This window comes from Ruegeria sp. CK2 (genome assembly GCF_056536585.1).
Genome location: NZ_JBQFPW010000004.1, coordinates 93,444 through 111,412 on the forward strand (window position 1 = coordinate 93,444; position 17,969 = coordinate 111,412).

The 17,969-nt window shown below is 55.5% G+C and carries 23 protein-coding genes; 10 read left to right on the forward strand and 13 right to left on the reverse strand.

Translation table 11 applies throughout. The annotated features are described in order from the left end of the window. Positions 1–49 precede the first annotated feature (49 nt). A complete protein-coding gene (locus ACR0BU_RS08140; protein ID WP_298936708.1) occupies positions 50–547 on the forward strand; it encodes a MarR family winged helix-turn-helix transcriptional regulator in 498 nt (165 codons plus the stop codon). Here ACR0BU_RS08140 and ACR0BU_RS08145 read toward each other — a convergent pair whose 3' ends face one another. The 3 genes from ACR0BU_RS08145 to ACR0BU_RS08155 are packed head-to-tail and all read right to left on the reverse strand — an operon-like array spanning position 548 to position 2,384. After that, entirely contained in the window at positions 548–1,261 is a 714-nt protein-coding gene (locus ACR0BU_RS08145) for a DUF1194 domain-containing protein (protein ID WP_300067103.1), read from the reverse strand. It abuts the gene before it with no gap. Beyond that, positions 1,258–1,959: a DUF1194 domain-containing protein gene (locus ACR0BU_RS08150; protein WP_298936705.1), complete on the reverse strand. Its 702-nt coding sequence runs from the start codon at positions 1,957–1,959 to the stop codon at positions 1,258–1,260. The genes ACR0BU_RS08145 and ACR0BU_RS08150 overlap by 4 nt, the downstream gene beginning before the upstream one ends. Further along, positions 1,956–2,384 (reverse strand): VOC family protein, encoded by a 429-nt coding sequence (locus ACR0BU_RS08155; protein WP_300067101.1) that lies wholly within the window; start codon positions 2,382–2,384, stop codon positions 1,956–1,958. Before ACR0BU_RS08155 ends, ACR0BU_RS08150 begins: the two co-directional genes overlap by 4 nt. 175 nt (positions 2,385–2,559) lie before the next feature. Here ACR0BU_RS08155 and thyX point away from each other — a divergent pair, with 175 nt between their 5' ends. Then, positions 2,560–3,465, forward strand: a complete 906-nt coding sequence (gene thyX / locus ACR0BU_RS08160) for an FAD-dependent thymidylate synthase (RefSeq protein WP_300067099.1) — start codon at positions 2,560–2,562, stop codon at positions 3,463–3,465. A gap of 452 nt (positions 3,466–3,917) precedes the next feature. Here thyX and ACR0BU_RS08165 read toward each other — a convergent pair whose 3' ends face one another. Further along, entirely contained in the window at positions 3,918–4,124 is a 207-nt protein-coding gene (locus ACR0BU_RS08165) for a cold-shock protein (protein ID WP_010439113.1), read from the reverse strand. A gap of 215 nt (positions 4,125–4,339) precedes the next feature. Here ACR0BU_RS08165 and ACR0BU_RS08170 point away from each other — a divergent pair, with 215 nt between their 5' ends. After that, on the forward strand, positions 4,340–4,657 hold the full coding sequence (locus tag ACR0BU_RS08170) for an ArsC/Spx/MgsR family protein (RefSeq protein ID WP_480736765.1): 318 nt from the start codon (positions 4,340–4,342) through the stop codon (positions 4,655–4,657). Positions 4,658–4,698: 41 nt separating this feature from the next. Continuing rightward, entirely contained in the window at positions 4,699–5,067 is a 369-nt protein-coding gene (locus ACR0BU_RS08175) for a hypothetical protein (RefSeq protein WP_299076375.1), read from the forward strand. Between the two features lies 1 nt (position 5,068). Here the strand turns inward: ACR0BU_RS08175 and ACR0BU_RS08180 are convergent, their stop codons facing one another. The 7 genes from ACR0BU_RS08180 to ACR0BU_RS08210 form a co-directional block, all read right to left on the reverse strand. Further along, positions 5,069–5,587, reverse strand: coding sequence for a DoxX family membrane protein (locus ACR0BU_RS08180; RefSeq protein ID WP_299076372.1), 519 nt, complete (start codon positions 5,585–5,587; stop codon positions 5,069–5,071). Then, positions 5,584–6,345, reverse strand: coding sequence for an HvfC/BufC family peptide modification chaperone (locus ACR0BU_RS08185; protein WP_480736767.1), 762 nt, complete (start codon positions 6,343–6,345; stop codon positions 5,584–5,586). The genes ACR0BU_RS08180 and ACR0BU_RS08185 overlap by 4 nt, the downstream gene beginning before the upstream one ends. Next, a complete protein-coding gene (bufB, locus tag ACR0BU_RS08190; protein WP_480736768.1) occupies positions 6,342–7,199 on the reverse strand; it encodes an MNIO family bufferin maturase in 858 nt (285 codons plus the stop codon). The genes ACR0BU_RS08185 and bufB overlap by 4 nt, the downstream gene beginning before the upstream one ends. 71 nt (positions 7,200–7,270) lie before the next feature. Then, on the reverse strand, positions 7,271–7,573 hold the full coding sequence (locus ACR0BU_RS08195) for a BufA1 family periplasmic bufferin-type metallophore (protein ID WP_120633216.1): 303 nt from the start codon (positions 7,571–7,573) through the stop codon (positions 7,271–7,273). A 221-nt stretch (positions 7,574–7,794) separates the two neighbouring features. Continuing rightward, positions 7,795–9,753 (reverse strand): threonine--tRNA ligase, encoded by a 1,959-nt coding sequence (gene thrS / locus ACR0BU_RS08200; RefSeq protein WP_300067092.1) that lies wholly within the window; start codon positions 9,751–9,753, stop codon positions 7,795–7,797. A 158-nt stretch (positions 9,754–9,911) separates the two neighbouring features. Beyond that, positions 9,912–10,322 carry an MAPEG family protein gene (locus tag ACR0BU_RS08205; protein ID WP_480736770.1) on the reverse strand — a complete coding sequence of 137 codons (411 nt, stop codon included), beginning with the start codon at positions 10,320–10,322 and terminating at the stop codon, positions 9,912–9,914. Next, complete coding sequence (locus ACR0BU_RS08210; RefSeq protein ID WP_480736772.1) at positions 10,322–11,065, reverse strand: metalloregulator ArsR/SmtB family transcription factor; 744 nt, start codon at positions 11,063–11,065, stop codon at positions 10,322–10,324. Before ACR0BU_RS08210 ends, ACR0BU_RS08205 begins: the two co-directional genes overlap by 1 nt. A gap of 125 nt (positions 11,066–11,190) precedes the next feature. On the opposite strand from ACR0BU_RS08210, the gene ACR0BU_RS08215 reads away from it, so the two are divergent. From ACR0BU_RS08215 to ACR0BU_RS08240, 6 genes are all read left to right on the forward strand, one after another. Next, positions 11,191–11,946, forward strand: a complete 756-nt coding sequence (locus ACR0BU_RS08215; protein WP_480736774.1) for an alpha/beta hydrolase — start codon at positions 11,191–11,193, stop codon at positions 11,944–11,946. After that, entirely contained in the window at positions 11,934–12,935 is a 1,002-nt protein-coding gene (locus ACR0BU_RS08220; RefSeq protein WP_480736775.1) for an alpha/beta hydrolase, read from the forward strand. Before ACR0BU_RS08215 ends, ACR0BU_RS08220 begins: the two co-directional genes overlap by 13 nt. Positions 12,936–13,130: 195 nt before the next feature. Beyond that, positions 13,131–14,060 carry a formylglycine-generating enzyme family protein gene (locus tag ACR0BU_RS08225; RefSeq protein ID WP_480736776.1) on the forward strand — a complete coding sequence of 310 codons (930 nt, stop codon included), beginning with the start codon at positions 13,131–13,133 and terminating at the stop codon, positions 14,058–14,060. 126 nt (positions 14,061–14,186) lie between these two features. Then, entirely contained in the window at positions 14,187–14,612 is a 426-nt protein-coding gene (locus ACR0BU_RS08230) for a VOC family protein (protein WP_300067082.1), read from the forward strand. A gap of 20 nt (positions 14,613–14,632) precedes the next feature. Next, positions 14,633–15,247, forward strand: coding sequence for a hypothetical protein (locus tag ACR0BU_RS08235; protein WP_480736951.1), 615 nt, complete (start codon positions 14,633–14,635; stop codon positions 15,245–15,247). Between the two features lie 84 nt (positions 15,248–15,331). Beyond that, positions 15,332–16,048: an alpha/beta fold hydrolase gene (locus tag ACR0BU_RS08240; protein WP_480736778.1), complete on the forward strand. Its 717-nt coding sequence runs from the start codon at positions 15,332–15,334 to the stop codon at positions 16,046–16,048. Here ACR0BU_RS08240 and ACR0BU_RS08245 read toward each other — a convergent pair. Together ACR0BU_RS08245 and phaZ are read right to left on the reverse strand one after the other, a co-directional pair. Next, a complete protein-coding gene (locus tag ACR0BU_RS08245) occupies positions 16,039–16,623 on the reverse strand; it encodes a DUF6151 family protein (protein ID WP_480736779.1) in 585 nt (194 codons plus the stop codon). The genes ACR0BU_RS08240 and ACR0BU_RS08245 overlap by 10 nt on opposite strands. Positions 16,624–16,628: 5 nt before the next feature. After that, positions 16,629–17,900: a polyhydroxyalkanoate depolymerase gene (gene phaZ, locus ACR0BU_RS08250; RefSeq protein WP_299076343.1), complete on the reverse strand. Its 1,272-nt coding sequence runs from the start codon at positions 17,898–17,900 to the stop codon at positions 16,629–16,631. Positions 17,901–17,969 lie beyond the last annotated feature (69 nt).

Genomic DNA, 17,969 nt, shown 5'->3' on the forward strand with positions numbered 1-17,969 from the left:
GATTTCGGTTCATCGTGGCGGAAACACCACGACTGAATCGGAGGGTCGGATGAGTATGGAATTGCAGGTCTCCGCGTTGGGAGCCAAAGGGTTTATGACCAGCTATCTTGAAGCGTTGGCACTGGTAGAGCGGCTCCATCGGTTGCTTCTGGACGTCATCAAGGATGAATTCGAGCGTGTCGGCGAGCTTGAGATCAATGCGGTTCAGGCCTTACTGTTGTTTAACATCGGCGATCACGAGGTCACTGCCGGTGAACTGAAAAGCCGTGGTTACTATCAGGGCAGCAATGTCAGCTACAATCTCAAGAAACTGGTTGAGATGGGTTATATGCACCATCAAAGATGCGAGATTGACAGGCGCTCGGTCCGAGTTCGCCTGACCCCTCGCGGGCGGGAAATTAGGGACGTCGTTTCAGACCTGTTTGCCCGTCATGCCGAAGGGCTGCAAAGCCGGGGCGTACTGGGTCTGGAAGGGATCGAGGATATCACGGGTTCCTTGCGCCGGGTCGAACGGTATTGGACGGATCAGATACGCTATATCTATTGATCAGCGGCGCGCATCTGACAACACCAGCCCTTCCAGTTCCCGGATGAGCTTACGGGTCATGGCGTCCTCGTAGGCCTCAAAGCCCAACGCGACTTCGACAAACGCATTCGGCCCCAGAATGACCCAGCTGTTGTAGTAAGCGGACAGCTCGCCGATCTGAACATAGCGCTTGTCACCGTGACTGGGATCATCTGCACCGATCACCAGACCATTGATGGTAATGCCAGACGCAAGCAAAGCAGATTTCACGTCACGAGGATGCGGCCCCAGATTGTGTTTGCCGTCCCCCGACAAATCCAGCGTGCGTTTCCAACAGTCTTTTTGTTGCGCCAACAATCCAGCGCCGAACTGCATGGCTGATCCAACGGCTGTCCCTTGTGGCGCAGAACTTCGGGCAACCGCATCGAGCTTGGTTCTGATTTGCTCAAGATCTGAGAGCGAGCGAATGTCTGTCCAATTCAGCAGAACTCTGTGATGGCCGGGTTCGCTCCATTCAAAAATGGCGAGCCGTATCGACGCTGAGCTGTTCGAAAGGATCAACTGAGCAACTTCGGGCCGACGCAGCGCTGCGGCCAAGCCACCTAGTTGTAACCTGTATTCTCTGCTGTCTACGGATCCGGACACATCCAAACCCAATGCCAAAGCCTGACGGCACTGCGCCGACGCCGCCCCGGCCAGAAGGCTTAGCAACACGACCAGAACACGGAGTGTCATGGGTCTGCGTCTTGCAAAGCGCCTATTTGCAACCCGCGCAGTTCTCGCTCCAGCTTCCGGCGCATGGCGCGCTCGAAGTCTTCGAACCCTTGCGCCACTTCCAGAAACGCGCCGGGGCCATGCAGCACGTTGTTTTCAAAGAACGGGATCAAAAACAGCTCACCTTCGAAGTCTGCCGCGTTGATCACAAGACCGTTGACGACAGTATTGTCAAAAGGAAAGTGCCGATAAGCGATCTGAGGTCCATACCCATCATTGTTTGAGCCGTCACCTGAAAGGTCGATTGTCTGAAACAGACATTTCGGCGCTTTCTGCATCAGTGTCGCGCCAAATGCCAAGGCATACCCCATAGCAGTGGCCGAGCCTATATCGGATCGCGCGGACTGACTTATCTGGGACGAGGCGGTCAGCAGATCGCCTAGATCATCAATCAACAACCAGTCCAGAATGACCTGCTGGCTCGATCGCCCGCCCCATTCGTAAACCGCCAGGGCAACGGGCATGGGCGAGGCAAAAAACGCCTCCTGTACTTCGGGTGCGATCAACGCCGCGGCAAGCCCTTGTCTTTGCAGGGTATCTTCGAACTCGTCGACCGAAACGGATATATCCAAGGCGAGCGCCAGCGCCAGTCGACAGGGTTCTGCCTGAACCGGGTTGGCCACCACGGCCAACCCCAGTGCTATCAGTTGACGGATCACCAGTGACCGGTGTTTTCCATGCTGCTCCAGGGCTCAGCTTGGGCCAGCGCCTCACCATTTTGCAACAACTCGACCGAGATATTGTCGGGCGATCGCACGAAAGCCATTCGTCCATCACGCGGAGGACGATTGATCACAATACCGTTGTCCCGAAGGTGCTGACACATCTCATAGATGTTGTCGACGCCATACGCGAGGTGACCAAAATGGCGGCTGTCGCTTGGCAATTCGTCGTCCCCATCCCAGTTGTAGGTCAGTTCGATCGGTGCCTCTTCTTGACCCGGAGGTGCGAGGAAGATCAGCGAAAAGCGTCCTGCTTCGCTGTCATACCTGCGTATCTCCTTCAATCCGAGCAACCCATAAAACGCCATGGATTTCTCCAGGTCTTTCACGCGGACCATGGTGTGAAGATATGTCAGCCCCATTGTGGCTTTCCTTTTGCGATTAAACTTGGGGTCAGCTTAGCGCGCTAAGGGGACGAGTCGAGGGGGCAGGGAAACACAAATTAAAAAATGCGCACCAACCGGCACATCTCGCGGTTTCGGCGACGGGGATGACGAGATATAGTGGTTGGCGACTCATTACCAGAAAGGAAGTTTCATGCCGCTGTCTGCCGACCAATTGGCCGAGATCGAAGCGCAACGCGCGCAGTCGCATCCAACACGCCGCGTCGTTTCAGCGGGAATGGAAGACCACCTGTATACCGCTCACCAGGTTCTGGATCACGGGTTTGTTCGCGTGATCGACTATATGGGTGACGATTCTGCCATTTGTCAGGCTGCACGGGTGTCTTACGGCACGGGCACAAAGTCCGTTCAAAATGACGAAGGGCTGATCCGGTATCTGATGCGACATTGGCATTCGACACCGTTCGAAATGTGCGAGGTCAAGCTGCATGTCAAACTGCCGGTTTTTGTGGCTCGCCAGTGGATTCGTCATCGAACGGCAAACGTCAACGAATACTCGGCACGCTATTCGATCCTGGATCGTGAATTTTACATCCCGGCGCCTGAACACGTTGCTGCGCAATCCGAGGTCAACAATCAGGGTCGCGGAGATGCCCTGGAAGGTGAAGAAGCTGCCCGTGTGTTGGAAATGCTAAAGGCGGACAGTGCGCGCTGTTACGACAACTATGAGGCAATGATCAATCAGGACGGGCAGCAGGGTCTGGCACGAGAACTGGCGCGAATGAACCTTCCGGCAAACATCTATACGCAGTGGTACTGGAAGGTGGATTTACACAACCTGTTCCATTTCCTTCGTTTGCGGGCAGATCCGCATGCGCAATACGAGATTCGGATTTACGCCGACATGATGTGCAAGATCGTGGCTGATTGGGTTCCGTTCGCATACAAAGCCTTTGAGGACTACCGGCTTGGTGCCGCCAATCTGTCCGCCCAGATGGTCGATAGCCTTCGTCGTATGCTGGCAGGAGAGGTCGTTACCCAGGAAAACTCGGGGATGACCGCGCGGGAATGGCGTGAGTTTGAAGCCATTATTCGCTAAACTCGGCTCTAGCAGATAGCGTTTGTCTATACATAGCGTCATGGAACTGCCACTTTGGTTTCGTGACGAATGTCTCACTTATTCTTGCTGTATGCCTGTCCTTTGGGTTGGCTGCACCGGCTCCGGCGAAATCTCCGATCGCCAAGGTCATTTGCAAACCGACCGGGCGGCTTCATGACAAATCGAAGCGCCAATTGAGGTCAGAGCGCGTGGCAACAGGGATCTGCGGACCAGAACAGGTTAGGGAAATCTGGAGCGGTGAACGGGCGACTGGACCTTGCTCGTGACCTACGCAGCAGGCCGTCTTGCATCGTTGCTTTGGGCCAAAACTGGCTAACGCATGCTGCAGAGACGCCAGCACGGGGATAAGGCAGATGCCGACAAGGGGCGGTTAACGGCCGGAAATTGGCCGCCAACCTTAATTGATACTCCCGGCGCGGGGCAGGGGGGCGTTACAGGGGTTTTAAATCAGAAGCCATTTGGCGGCCGTCACGTCCGTCCTCCAACTCGTATGAGACTTTCTGATTGTCTGCTAGTCCGGTCAGGCCGGACCGTTCTACGGCTGAGATGTGAACAAACACATCTTTGCCCCCTTCATCAGGGGCAATAAACCCATAGCCTTTCGTGGTATTGAACCATTTCACGGTGCCGGTTGGCATGTCCCGTGTCTCCTTCTACTTACGCATTGTCCCACAAATTGGTGGGGGCCGTGGTCGGAGAAACGGCAAATCTTTACTGCTTCCAGAACAAGATACAGTCCGAATTGCATGTTTCACCTTTTTCAACATTGCATGGTGAAGTAAAAAATCAAGAATTACCGCCATAAATGGGCGGGTTTGCCCAAAACTGAGTCAATCGCTGGAGTAGGAAATATATGCGCCTTTATGGTTTGAAGACGTGCGACACATGCCGTAAGGCGCTGAAATTATTATCTGATGCTGAATTCATTGACGTTAGAAGCGAGGGCGTGCCAGACATTGTACTGTCGCAGGCTTTTGCCGATTTCGGCGATGCTTTGCTCAATACAAGGTCAACTACCTGGCGCGGGCTGGATGAAGAACAGCGCGCCCGCGTACCGATGGAGTTGTTGAAAGCCCATCCCACGCTGATGAAGCGCCCCTTGATCGAAAAGGATGGGGCGCTGTTGCTTGGCTGGACCCCCGAGACACGATCAAAGCTTGGTGTTTCTTGATCCAGTACTTATCTGCTCAAGCGCAACTGCGAGGATAGTTTATGCGTAACGCTGCCATGATTTTGGGCGTCATTGCCGGTTTGATCGGAATGATTGTGGGATTCTTTGGATATGGGTATGTCGAAGTGATCAACCATTTCGGCGATATCGAAGGGGTCGCGGAGCAGGTCGAAAATCCGGATTTGATCCAGGCCGCTTCGATCATTGCACCGCTGTTGGCTATTGTAGGCGGCGCCATGGCCCATGCCCGGGCTTTGATCGCTGGTATCTTGTTGTTGTTGTCGGCAGCCGGGATGTATTATGCGTTTGGATTTGGCGTTTTTACCATGTTCCCAATCGCCTTTGCCGGCGTCGCCGGTGTCCTTGGGCTGGCCGCGGGAAAACCGGATGAGCCCAAGGCGCATTTCTAAGTCATTTCAGGCGCAGGATTTTGTCTAACGACAATGGGCCCGCGCCATTGATGACGATTACCAACATCAGAAACGTCCACATCACGCGCTGATCCATAAGCGTAATTGCATTGTCGAAAAGGCCACCAAGCGCAACATTGTGACCATTCACATCAACCAAGGTCTGCACCCAAATAAACCCGATCATACCCAATGCGGCCAAGCGGGTCAGCAACCCAACCAGCAATAGGGCGGGCAGAACGAATTCCGCAACGGTGCCAAAGAATATGACAATACGCTGGAACAAGGTCATCTGCGAAACATCGTACAGTACTGCCTCGGCAGCTTTTGGAAAAATCTGACCAAATGCACCGGCAGAAGGGGAAAAGATCGAGCCGTCGATCTTCAGCATTGCCGAATTCCAGTAGTAGACTAGCAAAACGGCGACAAACACCAGCCGTGCAAGTGTTGGGATAAGCCAGTTGGACGCGTGGTCCACCTTTCCCAGAACGTTATTGTGAAGTGAGATCAGGGCAGTCATGTCTCCAGCCTTTCGATAGTCACAGAAGTTATTGCACCGCCCTGCAAAAGCAGTGCCAAAGTGGTGCCAAGGTCAAAATCGGGTGTTTCTGCAGCGGTTTGTTCAAACGCGCCGCCTATTGTCTCGCCATTTTGAAGACGCTCAATCCAGGCCGCACCACCGGATGGCAGGGTTTGCGGGATCGGGTCGTATTCGGGCCGTGTGATCAGAACATCTTCGGCCTGGGCATCGGGTTTTGGCGCGCCTGCTTCGGTGTTGAACCGCCAGATCGCGAAAATCGGCCAGTCCGAGCGAACAATCAGCATCGATGGGGCAAAGGTCAGCCGTGCTTGCATGACCGCAGCGGGCGACACAGCAAGTGCATCCTCTGGTGCAGCTTGGCTGTCGGCTGCATGGTAGGACCGCCGCAACGCTAGTTCTAACCGGGCGATATCCGGCAGGTACCCCAGATGTGACAGCTGGGGCATATCGGCCAGAAAATTTGGAAATTCTTCACCGTAAAACATCATCAGCGGAGATGACGGCGGGTGCTGACGCAGGAAGATCCCCGCAAGACCATCCATGTTCTGCTTACCGAGCAACTTGGTGATGACAGGAAACGCCTGATGCATCGCTTCGGTCAGGGACACGGCCACGTTGTTACGGTACACGCTGAAACGTCGACCGGCAGGTTGTTCCACAGCATCCGTCAGACCACTAGGAACAGGGACCTGTGCGTCCAGCAAGGCCGCTTGAAATTCCGTTTGGGACACGCTCATGCCGGTATCCGCTCCAACGCCGTTTGCGCACGCACGGCCTCTTCTCGGAGCACGGGCCAATCGGGGACATCCGTATCCCATTCGACCAGAACCGGTTTTGGGCCTGAGCGGTCAAGGACATAGTCCAGAAGAGCCCAGACCGGGTCCACAACTTCGCGCCCATGGCTGTCAATCAGCAGAGGGTGTCCGTGGTCGTCTTCATCCTCGTCGTGCCCGCCAAGGTGGATTTCGCCGACCTTATCCAACGGGTAGGCGTCGATATAGCCTTGCGGCGAGAAGTCCAGATTGGTGGCCGATACAAATACGTTGTTCACATCTAGCAACAGGCCGCATCCGGTGCGCCGCGCAATCTCCCGCAAGAAATCGGGCTCGGACCAAGTGCTTTCCTCAAAGGCCAGATAGCTTGAGGGGTTTTCAAGCAGCATCTGCCGTCCGACCGTTTCCTGCACCTGATCAATGTGGTCGCAGATATTGGCCAACGTTGCGTCCGTGTATGGCAGGGGCAGAAGGTCGTTCAGGAAATGGCTGTCATGCGTGGACCAAGCCAGATGTTCGGAAAAGCTGGCGGGGTTCAGCCAACTTACCAGATGCTTCAGCCGGGCCAGATGATTGGCATCCAGCGGTCCTTCGCTGCCAATGGATAGACCAACGCCGTGAACCGAGATTGGGAATTGCTCTGACAGATGGCGCAGTTGTGCCAAAGGCCGACCGCCATCACCCATGTAGTTTTCTGCGTGAATCTCAAGCCACTCGACAGGCTTAGCGTGTTCAAGAATCTGAGCAAAGTGCTGCGGCTTGTATCCAACGCCCGGTGCTGCGGGCAGACGGTTTGACCTGAGTGCATTGTCCAGCATTTGTCAGTTCCTTGATCACAAATAAAGGGGCGGGCGAAACGGCCCGCCCCCAAAACTTGTCTGGCCGAAACTTATGCCGGCAGATCGCGGTCCAGTGCTTCCAGCGAACCCTTGCGTGCGGTGCCGTTTGCTTCGGCAGGCAGTTCGATATCCGCACAGGTGCCAGCATCAACCAAAGTCCATGCGTTGCCCTGGTAGTCAACGGTCGAGGTGCCGGCGCAGGTGGTGCCGGGGCCTGCTGCACAGTCGTTCTGACCGGCCAGCGAAACGCCATAGCATTTCTCTTTGGCTTGTGCAGATGCTGTGGTGGCGGCGCCCGAAACGGCTGCGGCGACGGCGCTTGCGATGACCAGGGTTTTTGCGGTGTTCGACATCTCGGTAATCCTCTTAATGACTGCGTATGTCTGCTTGTGACAGTGACAAAGGTAATGGCATGTACGGCACAGTTAAATTCACGAGCCCGTGTCTCACAACCCCGTCAAAGAACGTCATGCGCTCTTGCAGGTTAACAAATTGTTTTTGAATTGAAAATTGTTAATTGTTTCAATCCGGCCCCTAAGGCGGGGCCGGATTTTTGGCGATTTGCTGCCGAATGTTACAGCCGATCCGGCGGGGTTGCCGCTTGTGCCAGCTCTTTTGTTACAGCCTCAAGCGGTTGAACCTGCGTTTGTTTTTCGCCCAGGCGGCGTACGCTGACCGTACGCTCGTCGACTTCGCGGTGACCAATGGCCAGTATGACGGGAACTTTGCCCACGGAATGTTCCCGGACCTTGTAGTTGATCTTTTCGTTGCGAATATCCGCTTCGGCCCGCACGCCTGCGGCTTGCAGCTGGGCAACGACTTCGTTCACGTAGTCGTCTGCATCAGACGTGATCGAAGCCACCACGACCTGACGCGGCGCCAGCCAAAACGGCAACTTACCCGCATGTTCTTCGATCATGATGCCAACGAAGCGCTCGAATGAGCCCAGGCAGGCGCGGTGCAACATGTAAGGACGCTGCTTGCTGCCATCGGCGGCGATATAGGTCGCACCCAACCGCTCGGGCAGGTTTGGGTCGACCTGGAAAGTGCCGCACTGCCAAACCCGACCAATGGCGTCGGTCAGGTAGAAGTCCAGTTTGGGCCCGTAGAACGCTCCATCCCCGGGTTCCAGCGTGAATTCGCGTCCGGTTGCCTTGATGGCAGATTCAAGTGCGCCCTCGACATGATCCCAGCTTTCGTCGCTGCCAACGCGTTTTTCCGGACGGGTGGCGAATTTGATCTCGAAATTGTCAAAGCCCAGATCCGAATAGACATCCGCAAGGTAGTTGATGAACTTGGCGCATTCGTCCTGAATCTGATCTTCGGTGCAGAAGATGTGCCCATCGTCCTGCGTGAAGCCGCGTACGCGCATGATGCCGTGCAGCGCGCCAGATGGTTCATAGCGCGAGCATGATCCGAACTCGGCCAAACGCAGGGGCAGGTCACGATACGATTTCAGACCCTGATTGAATATCTGAACGTGGCACGGGCAGTTCATCGGCTTAAGCGCGTTTACCGCCTTTTCCTTGGCATGTTCTTCTTCGACTTCGACGATGAACATGTGCTCTTGATATTTGTCCCAGTGGCCAGAGGCTTCCCACAGCTTGCGGTCCACGACCTGAGGTGTGTTGATCTCACGATAGCCACCTGCGCGCTGTTTGCGACGCATGTAGTCCTGTAACTCGGTGTAGACGGTCCAGCCATTGGGGTGCCAGAACACCTGACCGGGGGCCTCTTCCTGCATGTGGAACAGGTCCATTTCCTTGCCCAACTTGCGGTGATCGCGCTTGGCGGCCTCTTCCAGCATATGCAGGTGGGCCTTGAGTTTTTCTTTGCCGGTAAAGGCCACACCATAGATACGCTGCAGCATCGCGCGGTCGCTGTCGCCGCGCCAATAGGCTCCGGCGATGGACATCAGTTTGAACGCGTCACCCGGGACCTGCCCAGTGTGCTGCAAATGCGGGCCGCGGCACAGGTCCTGCCAGTCGCCGTGCCAATACATGCGCAGCGGCTCATCGCCGGGGATGGCCTCGATCAATTCGACCTTATAGGGCTCGTTATTGTCCGTGTAGAACTGGATCGCACGATCGCGGTCCCAGACCTCGGTCCGCACAGCGTCCCGCTTATTGATGATCTCCTTCATCTTTTTCTCGATGAGGCCGAGATCTTCGGGCGTAAAGGGTTCAGCACGGTCAAAGTCATAGTACCAGCCGTTTTCGATAACGGGGCCGATGGTGACCTTGGTATCGGGCCAGATTTCCTGCACAGCGCGGGCCATGATGTGCGCTAGATCGTGGCGCACCAGCTCGTTCGCCTGCTCTTCGTCTTTCATGGTGTGAAGGGCGATCTGCGCATCAGACTTGATGGGCCATTGCAGGTCCCAGTGCTGGCCATTGACCGTGGCCGAGATGGCCTTTTTAGCCAATGAGGTCGAGATATCGGAAGCGACCTGTGCGGGCGTGACGCCTGCGTCATAGGATCGGGAATTGCCATCGGGAAAAGTAAGGGAGACTGACTGTGAGTCCAGGGCCATATCGGCTCTCCTCGTCGGTTTGGCGCCCACTGAACGCCCGGTTGCGGGTATATGTGTCTGGGCTATTTGCCGCCCGATGGGCATGAAGTCAACTAGTAAGGGAGGTCGGTCAGAAAACGCCACTCAATTCGTGATCGCGTGGCGTTTTCCAAAAGTTGTCAGCCTGCAGCAAAAACGGCGTAGCCCATAATCAGGCAGCAGACCCAGCCAACCGTGAACAAAATCGGCCGGATCGGCATGCGGGCGATCCCGGTAATCATGCCGGCCGCGTGCAGGACGCGAATCCAGAAAAACAGGATCGCAGTCCAGTAGGTCAGCGTGGAAAACCCGTCCAATGCGTTAACGATCAACACCAAAACAGCGAACGGCATGGCTTGTTCCAGCAGGTTCAGCTGGGCCCGATGCGCGCGCTGCACCCAGGGGCGCAGGTTCGAGATCTGCGCGGGTCGGGCAAAAGCCTCTTCTTCCGAGGGGTCCGATGAAATGCCAACAACGTAGGGTATCCACATCGAGACCGCCAACAGCATGAGACAGGTAAGAACGCCTAATTCAGTGGGATAATCGGTCATCACACAGCCTCCTTCAGGGCCGAGCCCGTTTCCAGCCAGGTTTTGAGAGACGCAGCCAGTCGCGCCCAGCCTTCAGCAAAACCTTCCTGGCCTTCGGCAAGGTTATAGTGCTCGATGGTCAGTTTGCAGACATCGCCTTGTGGTTCGATTAGATAGACCATTTGCGAAGACAGGGCGTCTGGGCCCATGAACATCGGTTCAAATCCCATTTCTATTCGGGATTTTGGATCCAGCTTTTGGGTCACCTGCCGCAGCATTTCATTTCCGTCCGGCGTGATGAAATGCACGGTTTCACCGGGCGACACCTGGCCTCGTACTTCGTTACACAAAAAGTGGTAGGCAGCCATTTGTTCCGGCGTGGTCAGAGCGTCCCACAAGGCATCCTGCGTGCAGCGAATAAAGGTCTGCATCATGAAATCCGGTTTTCCCATTCGTGTCTCCATTTCCAATTTGAGTTTCATCGCGCTGACCGCGCGGGCTTGAGGTTGCAGAAAGGGTGCAACCCAGCGATCCACCATCTCCTGCAGGGGCAAGGGGTTAAGGTAGTGATGCTTGAAACGACCCTGCCTGCGGGTCAGGACAAGATCCGCTTCCTCCAGCAGTTTAAGGTGCTTCATGACGCCAAAACGGGTCATGTCGAAATGCTCTTCGAGCTGAGACAGGGATTGTCCGTCCTTCTGCCGCAACCGGTCAAGGATTTCGCGGCGCGCCGGGTCATTGAGGGCTTTGAATAAAATGTCCATGAAAGGCTTATACGTGATTCTATAGTCACGTGACAATATGGTCACCTAAAAATTATTGAATTCCGGTTTCCACTCATCCATTGGGCGGGCTAGGCTGGCGAAAATCAACAACAAAGGCCGGAATGATGAGCCGACTTCTGACAACCGATCAAGGGCGACAGATCGCCTATGACATGACCGAGGGGCGGGGGCCGACAATCGTGTTCCTGTCCGGGCTCAAGTCCGACAAAGAAGGTACAAAGGCCGTGCATCTTGAGGCTTGGGCGAAAGCGCGTGGACAAGGATATCTGCGGTTCGACTATTCGGGTCACGGCGAAAGTTCCGGCGAATTCACAGATGGCTGCATCGGCGATTGGCATCAGGACACCGCCGCTGCAATTTCTTCCCTGACACAAGGCCCCCTGATCGTTGTGGGATCTTCCATGGGTGGATGGCAGGCGCTGTTGCTGGCGCGCGCCGTGCCCGAACGGATTGCTGGGATGGTCACAATCGCCGCCGCGCCAGATTTCACCGAAGATGGATATTGGGCGTCCTTCAACGCAGACCAAAAGGCCACATTGGACGTGGTCGGCCATGTGGAATTGCCGTCGGACTATATGGAGCCTTACGTGATCACCAAGCGGATGATTGAGGATGGACGACAGAACCTTGTCCTTCGATCGCCGCTTGACCTGCCATTTCCGGTTCGCTTTCTGCAGGGCACAGCGGATACGGCCGTGTCCACAGAAACTGCGGTGCGTCTTTTGGAGCACGCGAGCGGTCCGGATATGCGATTGCTATTGGTTAAAGACGCGGATCATCGATTCTCGGACGGACCCTGCTTGGGTCTAATTGAAGACGCGATACTCGACGTAATAGGAGAACACGAATGCAGCGCGTAGGTTGGTTTCTGGGGCGCTTTTTGCTGGCGCTGTTTGTTGTAGGTGGGTTGGTCTACTGGTTTGGCCCTCGTGAAGACGTCAACCTGCACCCGCGCTTTGACACGGGCAAGTTTGGCGAAGGCGTTCAGGTCTATTTCAAAAGTTCGGAATCTGCCCATGACGATATCGTGCCGGGCGTTGAAAAGCGGGTCATCTGGCAGGACGGGTTCAAAGAGCAGCGCACGCCATATTCCGTGCTGTATATTCACGGATTTTCTGCAAGCTCGGAAGAAATTCGCCCGGTTCCAGACTTGGTCGCCGATGCGTTGGGCGCAAATCTGGTCTACACCCGCCTTCAGGGTCACGGGCGCAGCGGCGACGCGATGGGGCAGGCGACGGCCTCGGGCTGGATGCAGGACACCGCCGAAGGTCTGGCCGCCGCACGGGCTGTAGGCGAGAAAGTCATCGTCATGTCGACTTCGACTGGCGGCACATTGGCGGCAGCAGCAGTGCTTGATCCAGACCTGAGCAAGGATGTCGTTGGAATGGTCTTTGTGTCGCCGAATTTCGGGGTCAATGCACCGGGGTCTTGGATACCTGGTCTACCCTGGGCCAGAAACTGGTTGCCGATCCTCATGGGGCAAACACGGGATGTGTCTGGACCCAACCCCGAGAAAAACAAGTATTGGTCGTCCGTCTACCCGTGGGTTTCGGTTGTCCCGATGACGGCACTGGTGCAGACGGTCTATGCATTGGATTTCTCGGATGTTTCGGTCCCGGCGCTGTTCTGGTTCTCGGACGATGATCAGGTCGTGCGGCCCGAACGGACCCATCAGATCGCCGAAAACTGGGGCGCCTCCGCAACGGTCAAACTGGTGACAATGGGGCCAGGGGATGATCCGCATGCGCATGTGATCGCCGGACGCCTGATGTCACCAAACCAAACCGACATCGCAGTTGCTGGCATTCTGGACTGGCTTCAAGCACTGGGTGTTGAGCCGTCTGAATAAGCTGCGTTGTGCTTGAATTTTTTGCATTCACGCCGAGTTGGCGTGAAGCAGAGCACCAGTGACACCTTCCAAGATGGAACAGAGATGAATTTGAGCGACCACAAAAATAAAAAGATAAAACAATTCATAGAGGTAAACTAGGTAACTGAATTGGTATCAGCTTGTTTGCTCTGGCTCACGTGTCTTGCGCCTGGTTTGCTGATTGCGGAAGAAAGTAAGCTGTACAGTTTGAAAAATGGACAAACAGTTGCGCCGTTAGAGCAGTTTCAGGAATGCGAACAATGCCCTGAGATGATCGTCATGCCATTAGGTTCTTTCATGATGGGCGCGACACAGGAAGAGTCTCGAGACCCGTTCGACTTTTACGGCGAAAATGCAACTAAGACGCGAAGGGCGCAGGATGATATTCACATTATCCCGTACGAGCATCCGCGTCACGAGGTCGAAATTGACATCCCGTTTGCCATGGGACGAAACGAGGTGACCCATGCCGAATGGATGCGATGCGTGAATGCCGAAAGGTGTACACACAATCCAGAGCATCGGATTCTTCGGCTCGGCGGATATGTGCTCTTGGGACCTGATCATCCTGTCATCAACGTGTCTTTCGAGGATGCGCAGGAATACCTGAGTTGGCTAAATTCCTTGGTCGGTGATGACGTGTATCGCCTGCCGACTGAGGCAGAATGGGAGTATTCCGCCAAGGCCGGAGCGCAGACAAGGTATGCACAGGGCAATGACATAACCGCAGAGCAGGCGAATTTTTCCGGTGATGCCACAGAGACCACGCTTGGAGTAAGGCCGCCCGGCCTTGCTGATCGCGATATGTCCGTTCGGGTTGAAGAATTGGATGCCGCGAACTCCTGGGGTCTTCGTCACATGTCCGGGAACGTGCAGGAGATTACGCAGTCATGCTGGTCGGAAACGCACCTGGGGCTTGCCAGTGACAGCGAATACCTGAGTATCCAACCCGATACCAATAACTGTTGGCGTGTCTTGAAGGGTGGAAGTTACGCCAAGGGGGTTGACGGATTGAGGCCCGCCGTAAGGGGCAAAACCCCCCCGGGCTGGCGCAGCGACAGTCGTGGATTTCGCTTAGTAAGAGAACTGAATTTATGGAAGTAATCCAAAGTTTCAAATCTCAACGGTGAGACTTCAGGCGCTTGATTCCGGTTCTTGTCTTAAGCACAGTCTCGAAGTCGATGCATGGTCCGGCCGAAACCTTTAGAGTGAGATCAAAGGAACCAACCCGTGGAACAACGTGTCAGCCTTATTACTGTCGGCGTAGAAGACCCCGAAACCGCGGCCCGATTCTATGAAGCATTGGGCTGGAAACGGGTTGATAGCCCGGACGGGGTCATTGCCTATGACCTGATCGGTCAAACCTTGGGGCTGTACCCGATTTCGGCCTTGGCAGATGAGATTGGTGTTGATGTTGGTACGCTGGGCCAGGGGGCATTGACGCTCAGCTACAATTGTCGATCCAAAGAAGACGTTGCACAGCTGTTGACCCGCGCCCAGGCGGCTGGGGCCGAGGTTCTGAAACAGGCCTCCGACGTGTTTTGGGGTGGGCATCATGGGTATTTTCGCGCCCCGTGCGGCACGATCTGGGAGGTGGCTTATAACCCATTCTCGGCCCTGGGACCGGATGGCGCGTTTCGCTGGAACGGGTACTGATCATGCGCAAGCCGGGCAGCATGTGGAGCCTTGAGACCTTAGGTCGTGTGCGGCTGTCCCGGCACTTCTTCATGCGCGATTTTCTGTATTCCGAGATCGGAAGCTTCCATGAGAAACAAAACATCCCTGACAACCCTGATCTGGTCATCGCAACGGGCCGTGCCTTTTGCGAGACCCTTCTTGATCCGCTTGAGGAAACATTTGGTCGTGTTGCGGTGCGCTCGGGATATCGCTCTCCTTCGCTGAACCAGTTCGGCAATGAGAACAAGCTGAACTGTGCCCGCAACGACAACCCGCTGGAATGCCATATCTGGGACCGTGGGGAAGGGGATGCACAGATTGCTGGCGCGTCCGTGGTGATCCCGTGGTTTGCGGATCAATATGCAAACGGACGGGATTGGCGGGATCTGGCGTGGTGGATGCACGACCATCTCGACTATTCCGAGATTTGGTTTTTCCCCAAGCTTTGTGCGTTCAATCTGGTGTGGCGACCCAATCCAATCCGTAGGATCGACAGCTATATCGCTCCTCGGGGATGCCTGTTGCGACCGGGCGCAGAACCGAATGAAAACCTGCCGACCCGGCAAGCACGATATAGCGATTTTCCGACCTTGCGGTCCATCGCTTATCCGTGAAGTTTCCCTTGCCCGCCCACAGCAAAACTTTCATCCTTGGGGGAAACGGAAAGACCCGGATGACCGAGTTGATGGAGGCCCCGCGTGATTGAGCCGCTGGTGTTTTTGCCTGGTTTAATGTGTGACGCGCGATTGTTTCGGCCTCAGATCGATGTGATGTCGCGGGACCGCGCCGTCACGGTGGCACCGATATCTTCGGATGAGCGTATCGAAGAAATAGCCTCGGGCTTGCTGGATCAATTGCCGCATCGGTTTGCGTTGGCTGGCTTAAGCATGGGCGGAGTTGTGGCGCTGGAGCTTATCCGTCGTGCGCCCGAACGCGTCTCTCGACTGTGTCTTATGTCGACCGATGCACAGGCCGATACACCGCAAATCGCCGCCGGTCGCGAGGATCTGATCGTCGCCGCACGGTCCGGTCGGCTTGAGGAAGCTATGCGGCGCGTTGTCGGGTCGGATACTCTGGCCCCGGGGCCGCAGAGGATTCCGATCCTGAACAATCTGCTTTCAATGGCGATGGACCTGGGGCCGGAATTGTTCGTTCGCCAGATGCGGGCTTTACAACGGCGTCCGGATCAGCAGGGAACCCTGAGACGGATCAAAGTTCCCACGCTGATATTATGCGGTTCACATGATACGCTGACACCGGTTCGTAAACACGCCTTTATGGCTGATTTGATTCCGGGTGCTGTCCTGCAAACCATCGAAAATGCAGGGCATTTACCAACGCTTGAAACACCGAATGTTGTGATCGACGCATTGCGGAATTGGCTGAGTGTTCCCTGCCGGCCGGATTACGGGTAAAGCGCGTCGCGTTCGCTTTTGCTGATGACCGCAGGCGTTGCTACTGATTCACCGGTCTCGGCATTGAAGAACGGTGTGTTTTTCCATGCTCCGGTCAACCGTGATCTGGCAGCGCGTTTGAAAAGCCTATAGATAGCGGCCCCAATATTCTCGTGCTTTTGCGTTCCATCTGGCTGAGGCACAGAACCACGTGATATCACTGGGCCAAGCGCCGATGGCTCTGCAATGCGGTCCACAATCACACCGACAAACGGGAACTTGGGCGTTTTGAACGTGTTCGCTACCGGCGTGTTACAGCATGTCGCGTACCAGCGGTACATTCCCTTTGGGCTTAACTGCATCACAGCCAGGTTTTCGGCGCCCTGATGGAATTCGATCGCTTCGGGTGAAGTCTGCAATATCTCAACGGGTCCCGGAGAGGGGTCTGGTTGGTCAAAATACAGTTGGGCGGCACGGCAATCGGTACAAAAGCACTCGGCATGCGTGCCCGATTTTATCCCGTCTGGCTTGATATGGCCTTGTACAGAACCACAGCTACAGGCAAAGGCGAGATCGGAGTTTTCGCTTTTACCCATTGGTTTTAGGCCACCTTGTTGCGGTTCGCAGCGCGCCGGCGTGGTTTGCGGCTGTTCTGGTTCATGAAATCGATCACCAGAGGTCGAATGTTGTCACGCCAACTGCGCCCCGCAAAGATACCATAGTGGCCCGCACCGGGTTCAACATGGCTGGCTTTTTTGCTGTCTGGCAAGCCGGTGCACAGATCCAGCGCGGCAATACACTGGCCAGGTGCCGAAATGTCGTCATTCGCACCTTCAACGGACTTCACAGCAACATCAGTGATCTTTCCGATGTCCACTTTGTGCCCAGCGACGACAAATTCGTTGCGGGCGATCTCGCGGTTTTTGAAGACACGTTCGACCGTCGACAGATAAAACTCAGCCGTCATGTCCATGACCGCCAGGTATTCGTCATAGAACCGGTTGTGTGCGTCCTGGTCCGATGCTTCGTCCCGCGCAACCCGTTGGATCTGATCTGTGAATGCCTTGGAATGGCGATCGGCATTCATGGACATGAACGACGCCAGTTGCAGCAAGCCGGGATACACCATACGCCCGACGCCTTTGTATTTAAAACCGACGCGCTGAATCATCGTTTCTTCCAACTGCCCCATGGTGACGCGTCGGCCGAAATCGGTTACATCCGTCGGCGTTGCGTCCGGGTCAACCGGGCCACCAATCAGGGTCAATGTGCTGGGTTGGGCCTTGGGTTCAACCTCGGCCAGGTAGGCTGTCGCGGCTAATGTCAAAGGTGCAGGCTGGCACACCGCGACAACATGCGTGTCCGGTCCAAGTTCTTTCATAAAATCTACAAGATATAGGGTATAGTCCTCGACATCGAACTTACCTGCAGACACAGGAATATCGCGCGCGTTATGCCAATCGGTAATGTAAACTTCGCAGTTGACCAACAGGCTTTTGACTGTCGAGCGCAGCAGCGTGGCATAGTGCCCCGACATAGGCGCAACCAAAAGGACTTTGCGGGCTTGCTCTTCGCGACCGTTAACCCGGAAGTGAACCAGATCGCCGAATGGGCGCTCCAACACCGTGGTTACTTCGACCAGATGATCTTTGCCATCTTCGCAGGTAAAGGTCCGGATACCCCAATCGGGCTTCACGACCATGCGCTGAAAAGTACGTTCGGTCACCTCGCCCCAGGCCGCCACCAAGCTGAACGCGGGGTTCGGAACCATGGAAAACAATGGGTAAGAGGCCATCGCACTTGCCGTGGCGCCAAGCCACTGGTTGGTATTGCGCGTGGCTTCCATCATGTCGTAGGTCATCATGTAACGCATCGAACGGATCTCCGGAGTGTGAGCCTAAGAGTTCGGACCATTCGCCGCTTTGCCCCCCGGCACCCACGA